Origin of the sequence: Streptomyces sp. CA-106110 (genome assembly GCF_050936285.1) — a bacterium.
In the GTDB taxonomy this organism is placed as follows: Bacteria; Actinomycetota; Actinomycetes; order Streptomycetales; family Streptomycetaceae; genus Streptomyces.
The window spans coordinates 5,754,903-5,776,633 of record NZ_JBNJNB010000001.1; the positions used below are offsets into that span (position 1 = coordinate 5,754,903).

Below are 21,731 nucleotides of genomic sequence, written 5' to 3' on the forward strand. Positions count from 1 at the left end.
GGCACCTTCCGTGGCGTGGTTCATGCGGGCGCTCCACCCGTCGGGATGTGCTTGGTGAACTCGTCGTGGCCGGGCCAGCTCAGCACCACCTCGCCGCCCTCCAGGCGGGCCCGGGCCAGAACCGGGGTCAGATCGCGGTCCGGCGCGGCCCGCAGGGCGTCGGCCGCGGTGGCATAGGGCACCAGTTGGCGCAGGGTCGCGACGGTCGGCGGCATCATGAGCAGTTCGCCCTTGTCGTACGCGGTCGCCGCCTCCGACGGACGGATCCACACCGTGCGGTCGGCCTCCGTGGAGGCGTTCCGGGTGCGCTGCCCCTCGGGGAGCGCGGCCACGAAGAACCAAGTGTCGTAGCGGCGGGGCTCGAACTCGGGGGTGATCCAGCGCGTCCACGCCCCCAGCAGGTCCGAGCGCAGGACGAGCCCCCGGCGGTCGAGGAACTCGGCGAAGGAGAGGTCACGGGCGACCAGCGAGGCGCGGTCCACCTCCCAGTCCGTGCCCGTGGTGTCCCCCACGACGGTCTCCGCGGTGGGCCCGGCCAGCAGGACACCGGCCTCCTCGTACGTCTCCCGTACGGCGGCGCAGACGATGGCCTGGGCGGACGTCTCGTCGACACCGAGGCGGTCCGCCCACCACGCGCGCGTGGGACCCGCCCAGCGGATCGTACGGTCGTGGTCGCGCGGGTCGACACCGCCCCCCGGGTAGGCGTACGCGCCTCCGGCGAAGGCCATGGAGGCGCGTCTGCGCAACATGTGGACGGCGGGGAACCCGTCGGTGTCCCGGAGGAGCATCACGGTGGCCGCGCGCTTCGGCACGACCGGAGTGAGCGTGCCCTCTGCGAGTGCGCGGATCCGCTCTGGCCACTCCGGTGGAAACCACTGCCCATTCCCCATGAGCGGAGGCTATCCCGTAGTGAGCTGATGTTCGAGAGGCAATGATCGTCTCCTCCAGGGGACCAGCGCCTCTCCAGCACCCGTATCCGGGCGGGACGGCCGTCACCCTGGGGGGTCGATCACGCCTCGGTCAGCTCCACCTGGATCTCCACCTCGACCGGCGCGTCCAGCGGAAGCACCGCCACACCGACCGCGCTGCGGGCGTGCACGCCCTTGTCGCCGAGCACCTCGGCGAGCAGCTCACTGGCACCATTGACGACGCCCGGCTGGCCCGTGAAGTCCGATGCCGACGCCACGAAGCCGACGACCTTCACGACACGCGCGATACGGTCGAGGTCGCCCGTCACGGACTTGACCGCGGCCAGAGCGTTCAACGCGCAGGTGCGGGCCAGGTCCTTGGCCTCCTCGGCGGTGACCTCGGCGCCCACCTTGCCGGTCACCGGAAGCTTGCCCTCGACCATCGGGAGCTGGCCGGCGGTGTACACATACGCCCCGGACCGCACGGCCGGCTGGTAGGCGGCGAGCGGCGGCACGACCTCCGGCAGCGTCAGCCCCAGTTCGGCAAGCCGTGACTCGACCGCGCTCATGCCTGCTTCTCCCGCTTCAGGTAGGCCACCAGCTGCTCGGGGTTGTTCGGCCCGGGCACGACCTGGACGAGCTCCCAGCCGTCCTCGCCCCAGGTGTCCAGAATCTGCTTCGTGGCGTGGACGAGCAGCGGCACGGTTGCGTATTCCCATGAACGATGGCGAGAATCTGCCATGACAACACCCCAGGTGGTCAGCGGTATGAACCTTCACGTCGCAGGCTACACACGGCAGTCCTACGGACGGGTCAACGGCAGCGAGGCAAGCCCCGCGAGCCAGCGCGACGCCAACCGGGCACGGTTCGAGTCGTTCGCCACTAAGGCCGCGCGGCAGGGCCGTGAAGCCACCTGGTGTGGACACTATGAGGACGTCGGCATCTCTGCCTACAGCGGGACGGAGCGGCCGGATTTTGAGCGGCTGTTGCGCGGCTGTCGCATGGGCCGGGTCAACGTGGTCGTCGTCTACAACATTTCAAGGCTTTCCCGCCTAGAGCCGCGCGACGCAATCCCAATCGTCAACGAATTGCTCTCGCTGGGCGTAACCATCGTGTCGACCATGGAGGGCGTATTCTGGCCCGGCGACACCATGGACCTGATTCACCTGATCTTCCGCCTCGACGCAGCGCACCAGGAGTCCAAGAACAAGTCGACGGCCGTCCGTGACGCTGCTGCACTGGCCCGTTCGCTGGGAGGTTATGTGGGCGGCAAGGCGCCATACGGTCGCAGGCTTCAGCAGGAGAACCGGACTGCTCCCGGCGGCAAACCTGTTGCCGTGCAGACCCTCGTAACTCATCCGGATGAGGCGGAAGTTATCCGGCGCGTTGTGAAGGCCCTGCTCGCTGGCACTGACTCTGTGCACTCAATCTGCTCGACGCTGAATACCGAAGGGGTCCCGACCCTGGGTGCCTCGCGCGGGAAGCGCACGGCCGGTAGCTCATGGCACCCCAAGACGCTCATCCGCATGCTTCGCCACCCGCATATCGCTGGCTTCCACACTGAGGCCACCTACGGCACCAATGGGCGCGTGACCGGCCACCGGATACAGCGGGACGCCGAGGGTAAGCCGGTCCGCGCATGGGAACCGATCCTCAGCGAAGCTGATTGGTTCGCCGTGCAGGAATGGCTCGACGCCCGGCCGGTCCGCATGAATGAGCACCGGACTACGGCGCTGCTCTCATCCATGGGCGTACTGGTCTGCGCGTGTGGCTGCTCGATGTCGGCCAACAACTCAGCGCGCCCCAGCTACTTCTGCAACCGCCCGGCAGGGAAGCCGGTAAGCGCTGCGCCTGGTGACCATGAGGGGCGCAGCTACATTTCGCGCGCCGCCCTCGACGATCATGTGGTCCGGAGCATTTTCGCGGTGATTGCGGCAGCGGAATGGGATGAGGAGTCGCGGGAAACCCTCACTCGCGTCAGCGCGCACTACGCCGAGGTGAACGAGACGCCCGAGGCAGCGCAGGAGCGGCAAGCGGTCGTGCAGGAGCGGGCAGACGCTACGCGGGCTCTGACGCAGTTGTACGACGACCGTGACCTGTACGCCGGTGACCCCGTCGGCCGGGCACGCTGGCAGGAGGACATCCGGACGCAGCAGGAGCGGCTACGCGCCGCTGACAGCAGGCTGGAGGCACTCGGGCAGGCTGGTTCGCTGGTGCTGCCCATCGGCGCGTGGACCGAGTCAGACAACGGTGACCCGCTGGGTCCGGGGTCCTGGTGGGAGTCGGCGACGCTGACCGACCGGCGTAGCTTCGTGGCGCTGTTCTGCAAGCGGGTGACCGTGCGAAAGGCGCTGCCCAGCGAAAAGAGCCGAGGCAGTAAGGCATCTGCCGTGATCGAGGGGCGCGTGTCCATCGAGTGGGTGTAGGCGCCCCTGAGCCTCCCCCTCAGCCACGTTCGGTCCCAGTGGTCGGGCGGGGCTTTCTCATGCCCACAGACGGGCCGTAAAGCGCACTGGGAGCCCTTGCGCCCCGAGAGAGCTGGGAACCCCATGCTGACAAGCTCGCTGCGGCCAAGGTGCGTAAGGCGAAGGGAGAGAGCGTCACGGCCATTGCCAAGGCACTCAATGTGTCCCGCGCGACGCTGTATCGGGCGCTTGCCGACGCGGAGTGACCCCGCCCGTTTGAGAGAGCATCTACCCATCGTGGTGGACGGTCTTTCGCATGTCTGGGCATGGGGGTGGGTCAATCTCTGGGCGAGCGCGCCCCATGGACCCGACCCCCAGCTCCGCACATATCGCTGCGAAATTGTTCAACCGGGGGGTCATCCCAGATCAGTCCTGATCTGTGTGGTGCCCGCACTGCGGGGGCTTCGACGGCTGTCGTATCTGTCACACAACCGGACAGGTTCCATGCCCCTCGTGCGCAGGTGGATCGCTGGAGAGATGGCAGCCCCGCTGAGGCTGGAGGAGCACGCATAGCCGCAGGTCAGACGACTACTGATTCACGCCATGGTGCATGACGTAGCCTTTCGCATATTCTTACTTGGTCATGGGCCGACTGTAGCCGTCGCGGCGACCGGGTCATGTGGCCGACCACGGTCCTGGTGGGACCAGCGGCATCCGTTCGACCGCGACCCCGATGTGACCGGCGGTATCCGGCCGTCCGGCGCGTCGGTTCGAGGGGACATGTGGCCGACGGCGGAGGGAGTTGTCCACAGCCTCCCGCGTAGGGCGCACACAGACTGGTTAGACACCTCACGAATCTAAGAGTCAAGCCGCGGCGGCCATCGTGGCGGGGAAAGCCGTCTGTTCTTCGAACACCTCGTGCTCCCACAGGCAGCGGTAGAGCTGACCGAGCATCCGGTTGAAGAGATTTCGCAGGGCGGCCGCGTGCCAGTCTCCGTGAACGTCACGTCGACGTCGGTAGTGGGCCTTGGCTCCGGGTGATCCGTTGGGGGCCGCGAAGGCCCAGAGGTAGCCGGCGTGGTTGAGGCGGTCGTTCTTCACTCGCCGCCGGGTGATGCTCGACTTCTTGCCGGAGGCCCTGGTGATGGGCGAGGAGCCGGCGTACGCCTTCAGTCCGCGGGCGTCGGCGAACCGGCTGCGGTCGTCCCCGATCTCGGCCAGCACCCGGGCGCCGAGCTGGACGCCGAGCCCGGGGAAGCTGAGGATCACGTCAGCGTCCGGGTGCTGAGAGAACGCCTCCTCCACCGCCTTGGCGAGGTCGTCGGCCGCGGTGCACGCGGCCTCCAGCTGACCCAGGAGGGCGAGCATCTGCTTGCCGAGCGCGTCCTCGACCAGCAGCGGCTGGTGAGCCCACTCTGCGCGGAAGACTTCGCGGATCCGGTCGGCCTCGGCCTCGATGCCGCGCTTGCGGCCGGCGCGCTTGAGCGCGGCCTGGATCTGCGTGCGGCTCAGCCTTGCGGCCCGGGAGGGAGTGGGAGCGAGCCTGAGTAGTTCGCGTGCCTCGGGACGGCAGAGGCCGTTCTGCCAGGGTGCGAAGGCGTCCAGGGCGGATGGGTAGTACTCGCGCAGCAGGGAGCGGAGCTGGTTGGAGTTCTGCTGCCGGTTCCAGGTGCGGCCGGTGGGCCCTGGCCAGGACGGCGATGGCGCGGCCCAGATCGGTGTCCTGCGGTAGCGGCCGGTGGGCGTGCATGTCGGTGCGCAGGATGTTGGCCAGGACCAGGGCGTCGCCGGGGTCGGACTTCTTGCGCGAGACGCTGTGGCGGTCGCGGTAACGGGCGGCGGCCATCGGGTTGATGGCGAAGACCTGGCGCTTGCCCTGGCGCAGCACGGCGACCAGCAGACCCCTGGAGGTCTCGATGGCGACCGGGATCGGGGTGTCCTCGGTATCGCCGTGCTCGGCGAGCAGGTCCAGGAGGAGCTGGTAACCGGCCGCGTCGTCGGTGATGCGGCGCTTGGCGCGTAACTCGCCGGTGTCGTCGACCAGGGCGACGTCGTGACGCCGTTCCGCCCAGTCGATTCCGCAGAAGATCAAGGTTGTTTCCTCCCATGGCACGGGTGTTTGCGCTGGTCACGAGCGCATGCGGGCCACGCAGCGACCTAATTCCAGGACTCGGCCACCGGGGCCGGTCCGACACCTCACTAGCCGTGTTCGTGGCACCAGCGCGCCGCGCGGGCCTCGGTCTATGCGGGAGCTCACAGGGCTCGGGTGCAACAAGAGGTCACCGTGCGGCGGGCTCGTCCCACCAACACCAACGAGTGATCAAGTGGTCGGTTGTTGACGGGCTGCGAGTCCTGCGCGTCGCCGCTCTGGTAGGAGGCATCAAGGCCAGGCCCTTTATGGGCGTCCGCGCAGCACTCGCAGTCTCGCCAATGCTTTGGGTGGTGACGGCCGCGAAGACGTCGAGCGCCGCCGTTCTCTGAGGAGGTCTTGCTGACCAGGTCGCGTGAAGACATCCGCTCGACGCCCACGCGACCGCCACCACCACAAGCAGGAGAACCGTCCGCACGCTCTAACCAGAGGCCTCACAGGCCCAGCTCGAAGTAGGCGTGACAGCCCTCACTGCTCGAACACCCCGGTGACTCGACCTGACGCCCCGGGGCCGTTGGAAAGGAATTAGGCTCGAAGACGTGAGCAGGCTCCAGGTCGTAAGCGGCAAGGGCGGCACCGGTAAGACCACGGTGGCCGCCGCACTGGCGCTCGCCCTCGCGACCGAGGGCAAGCGCACTCTCCTCGTCGAGGTGGAGGGCAGACAAGGCATCGCACAACTCTTCGAGACGGAGGCGCTGCCGTACGAGGAGCGCAAGATCGCCGTCGCCCCGGGCGGCGGCGAGGTGTACGCGCTGGCCATCGACCCCGAGCTCGCTCTGCTGGACTACCTCCAGATGTTCTACAAACTGGGGGGCGCCGGGCGGGCGCTGAGGAAGCTCGGTGCCATCGACTTCGCCACCACCATCGCGCCCGGCCTGAGGGATGTGCTCCTGACCGGCAAGGCGTGCGAGGCCGTCCGCAGGAAGGACCGCGACGGCCGGTTCGTGTACGACTACGTGGTGATGGACGCGCCGCCCACCGGACGCATCGCCCGCTTCCTGAACGTGAACGACGAGGTGGCGGGCCTCGCCAAGATCGGCCCGATACACAATCAGGCCCAGGCCGTGATGCGGGTGCTCAAGTCCCGGGAGACGGCCGTGCATCTGGTGGCGCTCCTGGAGGAGATGCCCGTGCAGGAGACGGCGGACGGGATCACCGAACTGCGTGCCGCGAAGCTGCAGGTGGGCCGGATCGTCGTGAACATGGTGCGGCCCGTGGTGCTGGACGAGTCGGACCTCGACCTCGCGCGGGCCGTGCCGCGAACGGCTGTCGCCAAGTCCCTGTCGGCCGCCGGCCTCGGCGGGGCGCGCCGTGGCGGGCTCGCGGAGCGTCTGGTGGACCCGCTGCTCGAGCAGGCCGACGAGTACGCGGAGCGGTTCGCCCTGGAGCGCGAGCAGCGGAGCGCGCTCATGGAACTGGGCCTGCCCCTGCACGAACTGCCGCTGCTCGCCGAAGGAATGGACCTGGCGGGCTTGTACGAACTTGCCACGGAACTGCGTCAGCAAGGGATCTCATGACATCGGACCCCGCCCCCGCGAGCGACGACACGGCCTCCGCCCAGGACGTGGCCAATCCCCTCGAGACGAATTCCACGCGCGCGTTGAACCCGGGCCCCGTCCTGGAGGTCGACCCGCTCCTCGACGACCCGAACACCCGCATCGTCGTGTGCTGCGGCTCCGGTGGCGTCGGCAAGACGACGACGGCGGCCGCCCTGGGGCTGCGCGCCGCCGAGCGCGGCCGCAAGGTGGTCGTGCTGACCATCGACCCGGCTCGCCGGCTCGCCCAGTCCATGGGTATCGACGCGCTCGACAACACCCCCCGGCGGGTGAAGGGCATCGACGAGAGCGCGGGCGGCGAACTGCACGCCATGATGCTCGACATGAAGCGCACCTTCGACGAGATCGTCGAGGCGCACGCGGATCGCGAGCGGGCCGCCGCCATTCTGGGCAACCCCTTCTACCAGTCGCTCTCGGCGGGCTTCGCGGGCACGCAGGAGTACATGGCGATGGAGAAGCTGGGGCAGCTGCGGGCGCGGGACGAATGGGACCTCATCGTCGTCGACACCCCGCCCTCTCGGTCCGCACTGGACTTCCTGGATGCCCCCAAGCGCCTCGGGTCCTTCCTCGACGGCAAGCTGATCCGGGTCCTGATGGCCCCGGCGAAGGTGGGTGGCCGTGCGGGGATGAAGTTCCTGAACGTCGGGATGTCGATGATGACGGGCGCCCTGGGCAAGCTGCTCGGGGGTCAGCTCCTGAAGGACGTCCAGACGTTCGTGGCCGCCATGGACACCATGTTCGGGGGGTTCCGCACGCGCGCGGACGCCACGTACAAGCTGCTGCAGGCGCCCGGTACGGCGTTTCTGGTGGTGGCGGCGCCCGAGCGGGACGCACTGCGGGAGGCGGCGTACTTCGTGCAGCGCCTGGCCGCCGAGGACATGCCGCTGGCCGGCCTGGTGCTGAACCGTGTCCACGGCAGCGGCGCCGCCCAGCTCTCCGCCGAGCGAGCGCTCGGCGCCGCCGAAAATCTTGAAGAGTCCCGCATTGTGGATCAGCGGGGCGGGAAGGCTGGAATTCGTAACTCTCCCGACACGCATGGCAGTTCAGAAGCTTCTTCATCCGGAGCACCGGACCGTGACGCAGGCTCCCCCGCCGTCGCGGACCAGGACCGGAGCGTCGAGCAACTCACCGCAGGCCTGTTGAGGCTGCATGCGGAGCGTATGCAGCTGCTCTCCCGCGAGCAGCGCACCCGTGATCGTTTCACCGCACGTCACCCGGAGGTGCCTGTGGCGGAAGTGGCCGCGCTGCCCGGGGACGTCCACGACCTGACGGGGCTGCGGGACATCGGGGACCGGCTCGCGGCCAACCAACTCGGTGGCACTGAGGAGGATGAGGCGTACGCGTAGGGAGCCTTGGGCGCCTGCCCTGGGCGCGCCGGGCCCTGTGGCGCCGTGTCCTTCTGTACGCCGGGCACACGCGAGGGTGCCGACGGCACCCTGCCATGGCTGCGACCAGGTCGGCGGCATCCGCCGAAGTCCCGTCCGCCCCACACCAAGGCGGTCGTAGGAACGGGACCTGTGCGCGGATGCGCTATGCCGGCGCACAACTCAACAGCGAGCCGGCCTCGAACCCTCGTGGCCAGAGAGCCGCAAGAGGCTGCGGGGAGCGTCCCGCAGGCCCAACGTGCATCCCAATGACCGAAATGCCTGTTATAAAGGCATGTTTGTGACGACCGCAACACAGGCCAAGCCCGTTCACGGCGGCGACAACCGCCTCACCAGGCAGACCCCCAAGACGTCACCGCCTCGGCGAATCAGCTCCCATGGATCCCGCGAACACCACGGGTTCCGCGAATGCCACCAAGGGCAGGCCGGGGCGCCCGAGGGCGCCCCGCATCCGGCCATGGACGGGCATGCCGAACATCCAGCAATGGCCAGGCGCGCCGGCCGCGGACAGCCATGCGCCGGGGTGACCAACGGCCCCCTCCGGCGGCGAACTCCGCACCCGGAAGCGACTCTGCCCGTCAGCCCACAGCGGCGTAGTTCTCGTAGACCTCTTCCTCGTCAAGTGGCAGCAGACCCGCTCCGCGCTCGTACTCGGTGCGCGCGGTCTCCAGTAGGTGGCGCCACGAGGTGACGGTCGGCCGCCTGCGCAGCAGTGCGCGGCGCTCCCGCTCCGTCATGCCTCCCCACACGCCGAACTCGACGCGGTTGTCCAAAGCATCGGCCAGACATTCTGTGCGTACCGGACATCCGGTGCACACTGCCTTGGCCCTGTTCTGCGCTGCTCCTTGCACAAACAGTTCATCTGGATCGGTAGTGCGGCAGGCCGCCTGCCGACTCCAGTCGGTTACCCAGCCCATACCGGCGCCGTCCTCTCCCGAATCGAGGCTCCCCCACGGCGGCAGCGGCATATTCACCGCCGCCAGTTGAGGACGTTACGGAAGGTGGGCACAGCGCAACACCCCCTTCGGGCCCAATCTTGAATGGCCCGAACGGACTATGGGTAAACGGCAGATCACCCGGGGGAGTGAGCTGACGACATACACGACTTCCCGGAAAAACCGGACGGTTCAGCTGCGCCACAACGGATGCCTGGTGACACACAAGGCGGATTCGGGCACGTACCCAACAAAAATGTTGGGGAACACCGGAACGATTCGGGTTCGCCGGACGTATTTGATACGTGGCCCTACTGCTGTGACAGTTGAGATCAGCTTAGGCCAAGGCCTAGACGCGTGTCCGGCGAATGAGAACGTAGGCTTCCCTCATGCCAAAGAAGCGCTCGGGCGGGGGGCTGTCCCTCGTGCAGCAGGCCGCCAAGTTCCTCGGAGTGAGTGTGCTCGCGGGGGCGGTGATGGCCGGCATCGCGCTGCCCGCCGCAGGCGCGCTCGGGCTTGCCGCCAAGGGGTCGGTCAAGGGATTCGACGACATCCCGGCCAATCTCAAGAGCCCGCAGCTGAGCCAGCGCACCACCATCCTCGACAACCAGGGGAGCGCGATCGCCACGGTCTACTCGCGCGACCGCACGGTGGTGGAACTCAAGGACATCTCGCCGTACATGCAGAAGGCGATCGTCGCGATCGAGGACTCGCGGTTCTACCAGCACGGCGCGATCGACCTGAAGGGCGTTCTGCGCGCGCTGAACCAGAACGCGCAGAACGGCGGAGTGGCCCAGGGCGCCTCCACGCTCACCCAGCAGCTGGTGAAGAACTACTTCGTGGAGGAGGCCGGCGACGACCCGACGAAGGTCGCCCAGGCCACCCAGCAGACGTTCGGCCGGAAGATCCGCGAGCTGAAGTACGCGATCCAGATCGAGCAGAAGCTCGGCAAGAAGAAGATCCTCGAGAACTACCTGAACATCACGTTCTTCGGTCAGCAGGCGTACGGCGTCGAGGCCGCCTCCCAGCGCTACTTCTCCAAGCACGCCAAGGACCTGAACCTTCAGGAGTCCGCGCTGCTCGCGGGTCTCGTCCAGTCGCCCACCCGGTACGACCCGGTGAGCGACGAGGCGGAGGCCAAGAAGCGGCGCAACGTGGTGCTGCAGCGCATGGCCGAGGTGCACGACATCACGCAGGGCGAAGCCGACAAGGCCAAGGCGACCCCCCTCGGGCTGCACGTCAGCCAGCCGAAGAACGGCTGCATCACCGCGGTCAAGGGCGCGGGCTTCTTCTGCGACTACGTCCGCGAGGTGTTCCTGAACAACCCGGTCTTCGGCAAGACCCAGACGGACCGGGCGAAGATCTGGAACCGAGGCGGCCTCACGATCCGCACGACGCTGGACCCGCAGGCGCAGGACTCGGTGCAGAAGTCCATCAAGGAGCACGTCAACCAGAGCGACGACGTGGCCACGGCCGCGACCATCGTCGAGCCCGGCACCGGCAAGATCCTCGGGATGGGCCAGTCCCGCCCGTACGGCTTCGGCAAGAACGAGACGCAGATCAACCTCTCGGTGGACAAGGCGATGGGCGGTGGCGCGGGCTACCAGCCCGGTTCGACGTTCAAGCCGATCGTTGCCGCCGCCGCCATCGAGGGCGGCATGCCCGCCACCCAGGAGTACCCGTCGCCCTACGAGATGGCGTACCCGAGCCCGGTGTCGGCCTGCGACGGCAAGCAGTGGGTGAACACCGACGGCACCAAGCTCACCAACGAGAACGAGTCGGAGCACGGTCCGTACGGCATGAAGGAAGCGACCGCCAAGTCGGTCAACACCTACTACGTGCAGTTGATCAGTGACATCGGCATCTGCCCGGTGACGCAGATGGCCAAGAAGATGGGCGTGAACCGCGCGGACGGCGGGCAGATCAACCAGGCCCCGTCGATCGCGCTCGGCACCCAGGAGATGTCCCCGCTGACCATGGCGAGCGCGTACGCGACCTTCGCCGACCGCGGCACGTACTGCACCCCGGTCGCCATCGAGTCGATCACACAGACCGTCGGCAACCAGAAGAAGTCGCTGCCCGTTCCGAAGACGACGTGCTCGCGCGCGATGTCGGAGACCACCGCGGACACGATCAACACCATCCTGAAGGGCGTGGTCGAGGACGGCACGGGCACGCAGGCCGGCCTCGGCGACCGCCCCAGCGCGGGCAAGACCGGTACGACGGACTTCCGCTACGCGGCCTGGTTCGTCGGCTACACGCCGAACATGGCGGGCGCGGTCTGGGTCGGCGACCCGGCGCACAAGCGGCAGATGACCCACATCACCATCGGCGGCGTCACCTACGACAAGGTCTACGGCGGTCAGGTCCCGGGCCCGATCTGGCGCGACATGATGTCGGGCGCACTGTCGGGCAAGCCGGTCGAGGACTTCAACCTGGTCAACATCCCCGACAGCCCCGACCGGAGGGACGGCGGAGACGGGCACGGCAACGGCGACACCAACGGGAACCAGAACGGTGGACAGATCGGCGGTCTGATCGACGGCGGGCTGACCATCGGCGGGACCACCGGAGCCACCAACGGATCGACCAACGGCGGCGCGAACCCGCAACCGTCCTTCTCCATCCCTGAGGGATTCCTCCAGGGGAACGGGAACGGAACCGGCGGCCGGAGGGGCTGACCAGCCCGAGTTCCGCGTTTCCCCTCCTTGTACGACGACGGGGGCGTCTCTCCTGTGAAGGGACGCCCCCGCTGTCGTACGCACCCGTAGGCGCCGGCGCGAGGCCGGGTCGGTCAGCCGCCCGCGAGGAGCTCCTTGACCACGGCGGCGACCCGGCCACCCTCCGCCTGGCCCGCCACCTTCGGGTTCACGATCTTCATGACCTGGCCCATGGCGCGCGGGCCCTCTGCACCGGCCGCCTTCGCCTCTTCCACGGCCTGGGCGACGATCTGCCGCAGCTCGTCGTCGGACATCGGCTTGGGCAGGTACTCGGCGAGCACCTCTCCCTCCGCCTTCTCCCGCTCGGCCTGCTCGGGGCGCCCACCCTGCGCGAAGGCATCGGCGGCCTCGCGGCGCTTCTTCGCCTCGCGGGTGATCACCTTGGTGACCTCGTCGTCGGAGAGCTCGCGCTTCTCCTTGCCCGCGACCTCCTCCTTGGTGATGGCGGCGAGTGTCAGCCGGAGCGTCGAGGAGCGGAGCTCGTCGCGCTTCTTGATCGCGGCGTTGAGGTCTTCGTGCAGCTTCGACTTGAGCGTGGTCATGGCTCCGATTGTGGCAGGTGCGACATGGCGGCTGCCCGTCGATTTCCACAGGCGCGGCCGTTGTCCGCACGTCCGGACCCGCATCGGCTCCCGTTCTGCACACGCGCCTGCGCGGGCGATGCACGGTTGTCCACAGGTGAGTCGAGGTGCCCTCGTGTTCTGACACGATGGTCCTATGCGCGCGCGATACGGAGTACCCCTGGGAATCACGGCGGTTGCCGCCGCCGGACTGCTGTACTCGGCCGGGTTCGAGGCCCGTTCCTTCCGGCTGCGCCGGGTGACGGTCCCGGTGCTGCCACCGGGGGCCCGTCCCTTGCGCGTACTCCAGATCTCCGACATCCACATGGTGAGCGGGCAGCGCAAGAAGCAGCGCTGGCTGCGTTCGCTGGCGGGCCTGGCCCCGGACTTCGTGATCAACACCGGAGACAACCTCTCCGACCCTGAGGGCGTTCCGGAGGTGCTGGACGCACTGGGCCCGCTGATGGAGTTCCCGGGGGCGTACGTCTTCGGTTCGAACGACTACTACGGCCCCACACTGCGCAACCCCGGACGCTACTTGGTGGAGAAGGCGAGGGGCCAGCACGGCCTGAACGGCAATGCGCCCGTGGTCGGCGTGATCCACAACCCCTGGGAGGACCTGCGCGACGGCTTCGACGCGGCGGGCTGGGTGAACCTGACGAACACCCGGGGCATGCTCAAGATCGACGACCTGGACATCGAGCTGACAGGCCTGGACGACCCGCACATCAAGCGCGACCGGTACGCGCGTGTCGCGGGGGGCCCGTCCTCGTCGGCGGACTTCTCCATGGGCGTGGTCCACGCGCCGTATCTGCGCAGCCTCGACGCGTTCACGGCCGACGGCTACCCGCTGATCCTGGCGGGCCACACCCACGGCGGCCAGTTGTGCATCCCCTTCTACGGCGCCCTGGTCACCAACTGCGACCTGGACACCGACCGGGTGAAGGGCCTGTCCCGGCACGCGGCGGAGGGTCAGTCGTCCTACCTGCACGTGTCGGCGGGCTGCGGGACGAGCCGCTATACGCCCGTACGGTTCGCGTGCCCGCCGGAGGCGTCGCTGCTGACGCTGATCGCCAAGCAGTAGCGGCCGAAGGAGGCGCGGCAGGGCCGGGCGCCGACCGGGGATGTCACCTGCCCGGACTGCCCGTATCGCCCGTTTTGCCCTCCCCGCTTAGCGTGAGGACATGACCTCGCCGATACCCAAGGAGATCCCGGACCTCCCGGCGGTGCCGGGCAGGCGAGGGCTGCGGCCGTCCGTCGTGCCCGTAGCCGCCGTGGTGGCTCCCGTGTTCCGCCCGATGGCGGCCTCCTACCGCATGCTGCTCGCGGCAGCGGCCGGGGCGGCGGTGGCCGTCGACCTCCTCCTGGGCAGCCCGGTCCAGGTGCTGAGCTACTTCACGATCCAGGCGAACATACTCGTCGCGCTCGTCTTCGCGGTGTCGGCCTGGCGAGCGTGGACGGCTCACCGCCCGCTGCCCCCGCTGGTGACCGGCGGCACGCTGTTGTACGCCTTGATCGCCGGCCTGGTCTACCACGTGCTGATCGTGAACGAACCCGGCCGCTTCTCCATGACGGGCCAGACCAGCCCACACCCCGGCTGGTCGTGGCTCGCCAACCAGGTGATGCACACGCTGACGCCGGTCGCGGCACTGCTGGACTGGCTCCTGCTGACGCGCCCGTCCGCGCTGACCCTGCGGCACGCGCGGAAATGGCTGCTCTACCCCATGGCGTACCTGGTCTTCTCCCTGACGCGCGGCGGGCTGCTCCTGCCGGGAACAGAGGGCCGCTACCTCTACGCGTTCCTGGACGTGGACCGGCTCGGCTACCGGAGCGTGCTCGCCAACGCGCTCCTGATCGGCCTGGCGTGCTTCGCCCTGGCCGTGCTCCTGGTCGCCCTCGACCACGTCCGCCCGGACCCGACCCGCTGCAGCTCGAAAACCGGATTTCGTCTCCAGCCCCCGGTGGGCTAAAGTAAACGTCGTCGCAGCGACAAGCAGCGACATCGGGGTGTAGCGCAGCTTGGCAGCGCGCTTCGTTCGGGACGAAGAGGTCGTGGGTTCAAATCCCGCCACCCCGACAGTGAAGTACCAGGTCAGGGGCCTGATCCGCGAGAGCGGATCAGGCCCCTGAGTGGTTTCCGAGCCTCCTGGGAGAAATCTGGGAGAAGATCTTGGAATTCGGCGCCCAGACGGGGCCTACCGACGTGCTCTCAGACGCTCCTGCAAGAGGTCGTCGAGCACGACAACCGGTGACGTGGGACACATAGCCATCCGAGCATCGAGGGACGCTTCCCACTCGTCAGAGAGGTGAGCCAAGAGCTCCGCGCGCATCTCTCGGGTGATGTGCGAGTAGCGCGCCTGCACCGATCCGTCAATGTGCCCCATGCGCTCATCCATCAGCTTCGGCGGGGTCCGGAACCCCTCCATGCGCGTCTTGTGCGTGTGCCGCAGCCCATGAGGCGTGAGCCCCCTCGCGATCGGCACCCAGCAGGAATCCGCCCGCGCTTGGGCCCCTCTCCCCCGCGCCGGCACACCGGGCCAGGGGTGGGCGAGCACGGGTACGGGCCGCGCCTCCTGCGGCGCCTTCTTCGGGTACCAGCCGGAGACTGCCGGCGTGAAGAGCCACGTGGCGAACCCGTTCCGGCGCCAGTGCTCCGCTTGGTCGACAGCGCCCCCACCGCGGGTGAACCCGAGAGCCTCGATGGCCTCCTGCACGCGCGCCCTGGTGGCTTCGGCTACCGCGTCCGGCCGGTTCAGGACGTTGGACACGGTGCCGGTGGAGACGCCTGCGCGTCTCGCCACGTCCACCACCTTCGCGCCGGTCTCCCCTGTGCGGGACACGCCCTGTCCTCGGAATACGTACGTCTTGCCGTGGCAGATGCAGGGCTTCGGCTGCGTACGCGCTATGTGCCTAGTCCACAAGCGAGCGAGCCACGCGGGGGCGTCGATGGTGCGGTAGCTGTCGTCCTTGGGCGGGCAGCGCTCGAACTCTCCGGAGTCGAGTTCGTAGAGCTGCCATTCCACACGCACGGCTGAGGGGCGGATGAACTCCGTCTCAAGGCCCACGATTTCGGCCCACCGCATGCCCGTGTAGCCCTTGGTTACAAGGGCTACGAACTCGTCATCGCGCCCGGAGAGGAGCGAGGCACGCTCGGCGCACAGCAGGATGCCGAGCGGATCCGCGACGACCTTTTCCGGCCCGCGATCACGTGAGCGTCCAGCGCGTTTCCCCCTACCACGGCGCTTCGTGGCAGGGTTGGAGCTGATGAGTTCGTCGTCCACCGCGTCTTCCAGGAGCAGGTGGAGCGTGCCGCGCCAGGTCTTCACGCTGGATGCGGCGTAGAGCGCCTTTTCTTTCTTCTCCCAGGCGTCGACGTCCGCGCGTTGGATGGACGCCAGTGACCGGTCCTCGAACTCCGGCAGTAGGTGTTCTTCCAGGTGACGCCGGTAGTTCTGCATGGTCGACGCGGCTAGATCTTGCGCCGCGTACCACTTCGAGGCGTACTCACCGAAGGTGGTCTGTCCGGCCGCCGGGTCCTTCCATGTGCCGCGCCGCACCTTGACCTCTTCTGCGTCGGCAGCTTGCTTGGCTTCGCGCTTCGTGCGGAAGCGAATGACGTTGCCTTTCTCATCGGCCACGGTGCCGTACTTGCCCGGCGAGATCTTGTAGCGGCCACGCCAGTACGTGTCGCGGTTCTCGGCGAACCCCATGCTCCCTCTCATCACAAACGACGGGTGGGAGTCGGTGGTTCGGCTCCCACCCGTCGAGGTCTCGTTGTCAGGCGGCGTTCTGGGCGCGTCGTGGACGTCGCGCCCTTAGCTGCACCGCAGGGGCGTCGAAGGAGACGACCGTTCGGCGACGGGCTGGAGTGCTCTTACTCTCGGACGTATTCACCTGGTCCGGACGCTCCTCAAGGATGTGGAAGATCTCCTCGATGTGCGTCCGGGTGAAGCGGTAGCCACTGCCGCTCCGTAGGAACGGGATACGGCGACGACGCGCCTGTTCCTTCACCCACCACTCCGAGCAGTCCAACGCATCGGCGACTTCAGCAGGCGAGTACGTCAAGGGCAGGCTCTGATTCTTCTGGCCGGAGGTCATGACTCCTCTTCCTGTGTGGGGCACGGCCTGCGTCGACCGCGCTCCCCTCTGGGGAATCCGCAACATCCGCCACGCCGCAACATTGCAGGTCAGCGGCTTGGATCTGTTGCGGATGCCGGTTGTGTTGCGGATAGCTGCCGCCGCACCGGGGCGCGGTGGCACTGTCGGGGTGGGGGTGGTCAGCCTGCGATGCGCAGTGGGCGTGTGTCGGTTTCCGCGAACATGTGGCGGCTCTCGGCAGGGGCTTCCGCCACGGATTCATCCCCGTTGACCTGCGGTGTTGCGGCTGTTGCGGCTGTTGCGGACTTTTCGGGGGGCGGGGGGCAGTAGCGGGCCCAGGCGTCGGTCAGATCCTCTGCGTAGTAGCCCTTCGGGGTGCCGCTGCCGACGCGGATTCCGCGGGGCCGGATGGGGGTGTTGTCGGGGCGGACGTACTGGCTCAGGAGCTTGGACAGGCCGCGAGCCGTGAGCGGCTTGCCGTCGTCGTTCAGGTCGGCCCAGGGCGCGTCATCGAGCCCATGGAGGACTTCGAGGATGGCGGCGGTGGGCATGCGGTCAGCGCCGCAGAACACGCGGTCGCGCAGGTCGGTCAACAAGCGGACCCCGAGGGAGGCTTCGTCGCCTTCCTGGGCGGCCTTGATGAGTTCGACGCAGGCGGCACGGGCGCGCTCGGGCCAGAAGCCGCCGGCCGCGTCGGCGACCGCGAGGAGCGGCTCCCACACGTCGGCGGGCCGGTCGGAGACACCGTCGGGCATCTCCGGCCACGCTTGAGCGACCTCGTCGTGCACAGTGGCAGCCCAGTCAGCGAGCCGGTCACGCAGGGCGTGGCCCTGCCTTTCGTGGACGCGCCGACGATAGGGCTCGGCCTTCTCGTTGGGGGCCTTCTTACGCATCCGGATGATGACCGAGCGGGTCAGGATCGTGTCCGGCAGCGAGCCGAGCCCGGCCATGGCGACCGCGCAGAACGAGGAGAACCACTCGGTGCTCTGGTTCGAGCCGTCCCCGACGCAGCGCAGGGACTTGGCACCACGCCGATAACCGGAGTTCAGGAACCCGCGGACCTCTTCGTTGCCTCCGGCTTTGGGGCCGAAGACGGTGTCGATCTCATCGAAGAGGAGCGTCGGCGTTCCGCCTTCGGCCTCCACGAGCCGGAAGAGTGCGTTGGCGGAGGCGTTGACGGTGGTGGCCGCGCGCGGGGTGAGGGTCTCCACGATCTCCAGGGCGCGGGATTTGCCCGACCCCGGCTCGGGGCTCAGGAAAGCCAGGCGGGCGGTGCCGTCGAACGCGTCGATCAGGTGCGCGTGCGCGTCCCACAGGGTGACGGCGACGTAGGCGGCTTCGGTGGGGAAGATGTTGAAGCGGCGGTGGAACGCTTCGACTTCATCGAGCAGGGCGGCGCCGTCGATGGGCGCAGGCGTGGTGGTCTCGGTCATGCGGCGTTCCTCCTTTCGGAGTGCGGGGCGGGAACTCCCGTGCAGAAGTGCTTGTGGGCCTCGTACTCGGTGACCAGGTCGGCCACCGCTTGCTGTCCGCGGGCGGAACCGGTCTGCCCGCAGGGGCAGGCGTAGGCGGCGGTGGGGGTGTCGGCGTAGCGCTTGGACCAGCGAGCGCCGTCCCCATGGGAGCGGTAGACCGGCGGGGCGTAGATACGGATGCCGGTCCGGTCCGGTGTCGGGTCGCCGGTGCGGTGGTGCGCGTGGTCGGCCGGGTGCGGGTCAGAACGAAAGGCCGAAAGGACGGCCTGTCGGCCGTCGCTCTTCGTGCCACGGCCTCCCGCGGTGCCACCGCTGGCCGGGCGCGAGCGCGGGGAGTCGGGTCGGGTGGGCTTTTCAGGGCGGGGGCTCATGCGGCGTCCCTGGGCCGGCAGGTGCGGATGGACCAGTCCAGGGCACTGCGGATCGTGGCCCGGCACTCGGCTGCGGGCAGTCCGGCCGCCTCTCCCGCCCCCTGAAAAGCCTCCTCCAACACGTCGCGGGGGATCTCGCCCCAGGCCACGAAGCGCCCCAGAGCGCGGGCGCTCACCAAGAGTTGCTTGTTCCGGCCGCCCTCCGGGCCTCCGCCCTCTGGGGTGCCCCTGACGCTGGCCGTCTCGCGCTCCAACGCCACGGCAGCCCGCCGGGTGGTCTGGCCAGGGATGAGCAGCGGCGCGGGCGTCATAGCGGGCCGGCACGGCTCGGCCAACAGGGGAGTCAGCCAGTGCGGCAGCGCCGCGACGGAGGCGTCTTCCAGTACCTCGTAGGCGCCCTCTGGGATGGTGCTGCCGGGGGCGACGACGTAGCCGCCCCAGGCGCGGGTGTCGATGTGCGGGCCGAGCCGGTTGACGCTGCTGGACAGCCTCCCGCCTGGTGGGGCGGTGAAGTACAGGTGGCGGCCCCTGCTGGGAGTCCGCACCTGGTAGGTGGGCGGGATCTGCTCGCCGGCGCGCTCGCAGAGCGCCTGCAAAGAAGCGGCGCCGTCAGGCGCTCCTTCTTCATCTCCCGGCTTGCACAGGTCCAGATCGATCACCAGCAACCCGGCCGGGCCGGTGGCGATCCCGACGTTGTACGGGGTGCGCTTCCACGCGGCTTGGATCAGTTCCGGGTCGGTGGTGGCGCGCTGCTCGGGGGTGCGGTGCCCGCCGGTGCAGCGGCCCGTGCCGGGGCAGGAGCGTTCCGGGTGTCCGGCCGGACGCTTGGTGCCGGGCTGCAGAGGGATGACGGGCCAGCCACGCTCCGCAGCGCACAGCGCGGCGGCCAGCAGATGCAGGTTGCCGAGGTCGACGGTAGAGGCCTCGATGGCGTCGAGAAGGCTCATGCTGCGCTCCTGTTGGTGAGCAGCATTTGGTGCTGGGTGGGGATGGCGTTGATGACGCGGGTGCGCCAGCGCAGGGCGTACTCCAGGCAGTTGGCGCAGTTCTTGTGCGTGGTGTGGCCGGGCAGCGAGGGGCGGCGGCGGGCGTGCGCGCTCCAGGCGGCGGAGTCCGCGGAGGCGAGCAGGTGGCCGACGCGTTCCAGGCCGAGAATCTTGAAGCCGAAGCCGTGCAGCTTGAAGCCGTGCGCGGCCATCGCGGTGACGATCGCGGCCCCTTCGCGGGTGGACTGCAGGCGGCACACCGACCCCAGCCCGACGACGGGCTCTGCCCGCAGGTCGACACCGGCCTTCTCGTACAGATCTACGCACCGCTCATAGTCCGGGACCGTGCGCCCCTGAATGACGGGGGCGATGCGCAGGTCCCGGGCGAGGGAGCGCAGTTCGAGGAAGTTGGCCACGGTCCGGCGCTGGTGCTCGGCGACGCTCAGGTGCGTGCCGACGAACACGTTCTTCCCGACCTTGCCGCCGTGGATGATGAGGTCTTCGCACATCCAGTCCTGCTGTGCGGCCCAGTCGTAGGGTCCGACGCATTCCCAGATGCGGCGCAGGTCCTCGACGTACTGGCGGGGAGTGCGGGTCCAGTAGCCGTGACGCTGGAGCTCCGAGAACCCGCCGGAGTCGACCGCGTACGGGCCCTTGGCGGGGTAGAGGGTGGCCGCCGCGGCGAAGTGCTCGGACTTCAGGAACAGCGGCACATCGGTGCGCTTGATCCAGTGCCGCTTGTGGGTGGTCAGGTAGAACCGCATCCCACCCGCGGCGGGAGATCCCGACTCGGGGGCGGGGCTGGCTGGCAGTAAGGCTCGCCGGATGGGGATGGCGTGGGTCATGCTGGAAGACCTCCACAGGTCTGATGAGGGACAGGTGGACAAGGGCGGCCCCAGTTCTTTGGCGAGATGCGGGGGCCGCCCTTGGCGTAGCTAGAACGGGGGTTCGGCGTCCGTCGTGGCCCCGGCGCCGCTGTTGGCCACGGCCCACGGGTCGTCACCGGCCGGGCCGGACGGTGTGGCGCGCTTGGCGTTGATCTGGACGGTGGTGAAGCGCACCGAGGCGCCGATGTCGTCGACCTCGACGGCGAGCATGGAACGCTTCTCGCCCTGCTCGGTCGTCCAGTCGTGCTGGCGCATCCGGCCGACCGCGACGACGCGGGAACCCTTCTGGAAGCTCTCCGCGATGTGTTCTGCGAGGGTGCGCCAGGCGGCGCAGCGGTAGAAGGCGGTGGTGCCGTCCTTCCACTGGTTCGAGGCGCGGTCGAAGCTGCGCGGGGTGACGGCGATGGTGAACTTCGCGAGCGCGGCGCCGCCCTCGGTGAACTTCAGTTCGGGGTCGTCGGTCAGGTTGCCGACGAGGGTGATCGGGGTCTCTCCGAACGACATGTGGTTCCTCTCCAGTTCAGCGGTTCAGTTCGTTGCGGTTGCGGGCGATCAGCCCGTAGGCGGGTGCGGTGATCGTGTTGGTCTCCTGCCGGACGGGGCCGGCGTAGTGGTGGTGGGTTTCGGTGCGGGTGGCTTTGAGGGAGCGCGCGGCGGATCCGATGGTGGCGGCGACGGCGGCTACGGCCGCGATCGGCAGCGTGAGGAACAGGACGCTGGTGAGGGTCACGGCGGCGAAGCCCTGGCAGGCGAGCCAGATCCCGCACCCGAGGCCGACGCAGGTAGCGCCGACGCCGATGCCGGCCACGGCGGTGCCCGCGGCCCAGGCGGGGACGATCCGGCGGTCCGCCTACGGCACGGGCGGGGTCGTGCCGTAGGCGGGCAGCGGGGTGGTGTCGCGGTAGGAGGTCGGCATCTGCGGGACGGGCCGGTAGGCGTCGGCGATGATCCGGCGGGCTTCGGCGGTGGCGTCGGCGTCGGTCATGCGTGGCTGCCACGCGGGGGTGGGCTGGTCGTGGTCGGGCATGGTGGGGCTCCTGCCAGGAGTCAGGTGAGGTGGCGGGCGGCGTCGGCGAGCGCGAGGCATATGGCGCGGACGGGACCGGCGGCGCCGGTGCTGGCGGTGAAGAAGCCGAACAGGAACAGCACGAGAGCGCTGAACGGGCCGACGTAGCGGCCCCGTAGCAGGACAAAGGCCAGCACCCCGAAGAGTGCGACGGCGGACAGGGTCACGATCACGAGCGGCCTCCCGGGGAACGTGCGGCGGGCAGCACCCGTGGGGTACTGCCCGCGCTG

Annotated in this window: 22 protein-coding genes, 1 tRNA gene and 1 pseudogene; 8 read left to right on the forward strand and 16 right to left on the reverse strand. The window is 68.8% G+C overall.

Annotation, left to right across the window (positions count from 1 at the left end; genetic code table 11):
• Positions 1-20: 20 nt before the first annotated feature.
• The 3 genes from ACQEXA_RS26480 to ACQEXA_RS26490 form a co-directional block, all read right to left on the reverse strand.
• Positions 21-890 carry an NUDIX hydrolase gene (locus ACQEXA_RS26480; RefSeq protein ID WP_432930724.1) on the reverse strand — a complete coding sequence of 290 codons (870 nt, stop codon included), beginning with the start codon at positions 888-890 and terminating at the stop codon, positions 21-23.
• A 119-nt stretch (positions 891-1,009) separates the two neighbouring features.
• Positions 1,010-1,477, reverse strand: coding sequence for a RidA family protein (locus tag ACQEXA_RS26485; RefSeq protein ID WP_360996101.1), 468 nt, complete (start codon positions 1,475-1,477; stop codon positions 1,010-1,012).
• Positions 1,474-1,650, reverse strand: a complete 177-nt coding sequence (locus tag ACQEXA_RS26490) for a DUF4177 domain-containing protein (protein ID WP_359401980.1) — start codon at positions 1,648-1,650, stop codon at positions 1,474-1,476. Before ACQEXA_RS26490 ends, ACQEXA_RS26485 begins: the two co-directional genes overlap by 4 nt.
• Here ACQEXA_RS26490 and ACQEXA_RS26495 point away from each other — a divergent pair.
• Together ACQEXA_RS26495 and ACQEXA_RS26500 are read left to right on the forward strand one after the other, a co-directional pair.
• Positions 1,649-3,334, forward strand: a complete 1,686-nt coding sequence (locus tag ACQEXA_RS26495; protein ID WP_433131209.1) for a recombinase family protein — start codon at positions 1,649-1,651, stop codon at positions 3,332-3,334. The two genes, ACQEXA_RS26490 and ACQEXA_RS26495, sit on opposite strands and share 2 nt — an antisense overlap.
• 86 nt (positions 3,335-3,420) lie before the next feature.
• The gene (locus tag ACQEXA_RS26500; protein ID WP_432939394.1) at positions 3,421-3,579 is read left to right on the forward strand and encodes a helix-turn-helix domain-containing protein; all 159 of its coding nucleotides are present in this window, start codon (positions 3,421-3,423) and stop codon (positions 3,577-3,579) included.
• 598 nt (positions 3,580-4,177) lie between these two features.
• Here ACQEXA_RS26500 and ACQEXA_RS26505 read toward each other — a convergent pair.
• Positions 4,178-5,405: pseudogene (locus tag ACQEXA_RS26505) on the reverse strand (IS110 family transposase).
• Between the two features lie 596 nt (positions 5,406-6,001).
• On the opposite strand from ACQEXA_RS26505, the gene ACQEXA_RS26510 reads away from it, so the two are divergent.
• Together ACQEXA_RS26510 and ACQEXA_RS26515 are read left to right on the forward strand one after the other, a co-directional pair.
• A complete protein-coding gene (locus ACQEXA_RS26510) occupies positions 6,002-6,979 on the forward strand; it encodes an ArsA family ATPase (protein WP_432930719.1) in 978 nt (325 codons plus the stop codon).
• A complete protein-coding gene (locus ACQEXA_RS26515) occupies positions 6,976-8,364 on the forward strand; it encodes an ArsA family ATPase (protein ID WP_432930717.1) in 1,389 nt (462 codons plus the stop codon). The genes ACQEXA_RS26510 and ACQEXA_RS26515 overlap by 4 nt, the downstream gene beginning before the upstream one ends.
• Positions 8,365-8,981: 617 nt before the next feature.
• Here the strand turns inward: ACQEXA_RS26515 and ACQEXA_RS26520 are convergent.
• Positions 8,982-9,320: a WhiB family transcriptional regulator gene (locus ACQEXA_RS26520; protein WP_432930715.1), complete on the reverse strand. Its 339-nt coding sequence runs from the start codon at positions 9,318-9,320 to the stop codon at positions 8,982-8,984.
• 407 nt (positions 9,321-9,727) lie between these two features.
• Here ACQEXA_RS26520 and ACQEXA_RS26525 point away from each other — a divergent pair, with 407 nt between their 5' ends.
• Entirely contained in the window at positions 9,728-12,019 is a 2,292-nt protein-coding gene (locus ACQEXA_RS26525; RefSeq protein WP_433131212.1) for a transglycosylase domain-containing protein, read from the forward strand.
• A gap of 113 nt (positions 12,020-12,132) precedes the next feature.
• Here ACQEXA_RS26525 and ACQEXA_RS26530 read toward each other — a convergent pair whose 3' ends face one another.
• Entirely contained in the window at positions 12,133-12,600 is a 468-nt protein-coding gene (locus ACQEXA_RS26530) for a GatB/YqeY domain-containing protein (protein ID WP_433131214.1), read from the reverse strand.
• 175 nt (positions 12,601-12,775) lie between these two features.
• Here ACQEXA_RS26530 and ACQEXA_RS26535 point away from each other — a divergent pair, with 175 nt between their 5' ends.
• The 3 genes from ACQEXA_RS26535 to ACQEXA_RS26545 all read left to right on the forward strand — a co-directional run bounded on the left by ACQEXA_RS26535 (position 12,776) and on the right by ACQEXA_RS26545 (position 14,695).
• Positions 12,776-13,702, forward strand: a complete 927-nt coding sequence (locus tag ACQEXA_RS26535) for a metallophosphoesterase (protein WP_432930709.1) — start codon at positions 12,776-12,778, stop codon at positions 13,700-13,702.
• 100 nt (positions 13,703-13,802) lie between these two features.
• Positions 13,803-14,588, forward strand: a complete 786-nt coding sequence (locus ACQEXA_RS26540; protein WP_432930707.1) for a Pr6Pr family membrane protein — start codon at positions 13,803-13,805, stop codon at positions 14,586-14,588.
• 33 nt (positions 14,589-14,621) lie between these two features.
• Positions 14,622-14,695, forward strand: a tRNA-Pro gene (locus tag ACQEXA_RS26545).
• A gap of 118 nt (positions 14,696-14,813) precedes the next feature.
• Here ACQEXA_RS26545 and ACQEXA_RS26550 read toward each other — a convergent pair.
• The 10 genes from ACQEXA_RS26550 to ACQEXA_RS26595 all read right to left on the reverse strand — a co-directional run bounded on the left by ACQEXA_RS26550 (position 14,814) and on the right by ACQEXA_RS26595 (position 21,674).
• Complete coding sequence (locus ACQEXA_RS26550) at positions 14,814-16,328, reverse strand: LacI family DNA-binding transcriptional regulator (RefSeq protein WP_433131216.1); 1,515 nt, start codon at positions 16,326-16,328, stop codon at positions 14,814-14,816.
• Positions 16,329-16,395: 67 nt separating this feature from the next.
• The gene (locus tag ACQEXA_RS26555) at positions 16,396-16,716 is read right to left on the reverse strand and encodes a helix-turn-helix domain-containing protein (protein WP_433131218.1); all 321 of its coding nucleotides are present in this window, start codon (positions 16,714-16,716) and stop codon (positions 16,396-16,398) included.
• 179 nt (positions 16,717-16,895) lie between these two features.
• Entirely contained in the window at positions 16,896-18,149 is a 1,254-nt protein-coding gene (locus tag ACQEXA_RS26560; RefSeq protein ID WP_433131220.1) for a DUF3631 domain-containing protein, read from the reverse strand.
• The gene (locus ACQEXA_RS26565; protein WP_433131222.1) at positions 18,146-18,562 is read right to left on the reverse strand and encodes a hypothetical protein; all 417 of its coding nucleotides are present in this window, start codon (positions 18,560-18,562) and stop codon (positions 18,146-18,148) included. Before ACQEXA_RS26565 ends, ACQEXA_RS26560 begins: the two co-directional genes overlap by 4 nt.
• Positions 18,559-19,509: a bifunctional DNA primase/polymerase gene (locus ACQEXA_RS26570; RefSeq protein WP_433131224.1), complete on the reverse strand. Its 951-nt coding sequence runs from the start codon at positions 19,507-19,509 to the stop codon at positions 18,559-18,561. Before ACQEXA_RS26570 ends, ACQEXA_RS26565 begins: the two co-directional genes overlap by 4 nt.
• Positions 19,506-20,312 carry a DUF7221 family queuine tRNA-ribosyltransferase-like protein gene (locus ACQEXA_RS26575; RefSeq protein WP_433131226.1) on the reverse strand — a complete coding sequence of 269 codons (807 nt, stop codon included), beginning with the start codon at positions 20,310-20,312 and terminating at the stop codon, positions 19,506-19,508. Before ACQEXA_RS26575 ends, ACQEXA_RS26570 begins: the two co-directional genes overlap by 4 nt.
• 171 nt (positions 20,313-20,483) lie before the next feature.
• Entirely contained in the window at positions 20,484-20,939 is a 456-nt protein-coding gene (gene ssb, locus ACQEXA_RS26580) for a single-stranded DNA-binding protein (RefSeq protein WP_433131228.1), read from the reverse strand.
• A 16-nt stretch (positions 20,940-20,955) separates the two neighbouring features.
• A complete protein-coding gene (locus tag ACQEXA_RS26585) occupies positions 20,956-21,243 on the reverse strand; it encodes a hypothetical protein (RefSeq protein ID WP_433131230.1) in 288 nt (95 codons plus the stop codon).
• Between the two features lie 42 nt (positions 21,244-21,285).
• The gene (locus ACQEXA_RS26590; protein ID WP_433131232.1) at positions 21,286-21,462 is read right to left on the reverse strand and encodes a hypothetical protein; all 177 of its coding nucleotides are present in this window, start codon (positions 21,460-21,462) and stop codon (positions 21,286-21,288) included.
• A 20-nt stretch (positions 21,463-21,482) separates the two neighbouring features.
• Positions 21,483-21,674 carry a hypothetical protein gene (locus ACQEXA_RS26595; RefSeq protein ID WP_433131234.1) on the reverse strand — a complete coding sequence of 64 codons (192 nt, stop codon included), beginning with the start codon at positions 21,672-21,674 and terminating at the stop codon, positions 21,483-21,485.
• Positions 21,675-21,731: the final 57 nt, after the last annotated feature.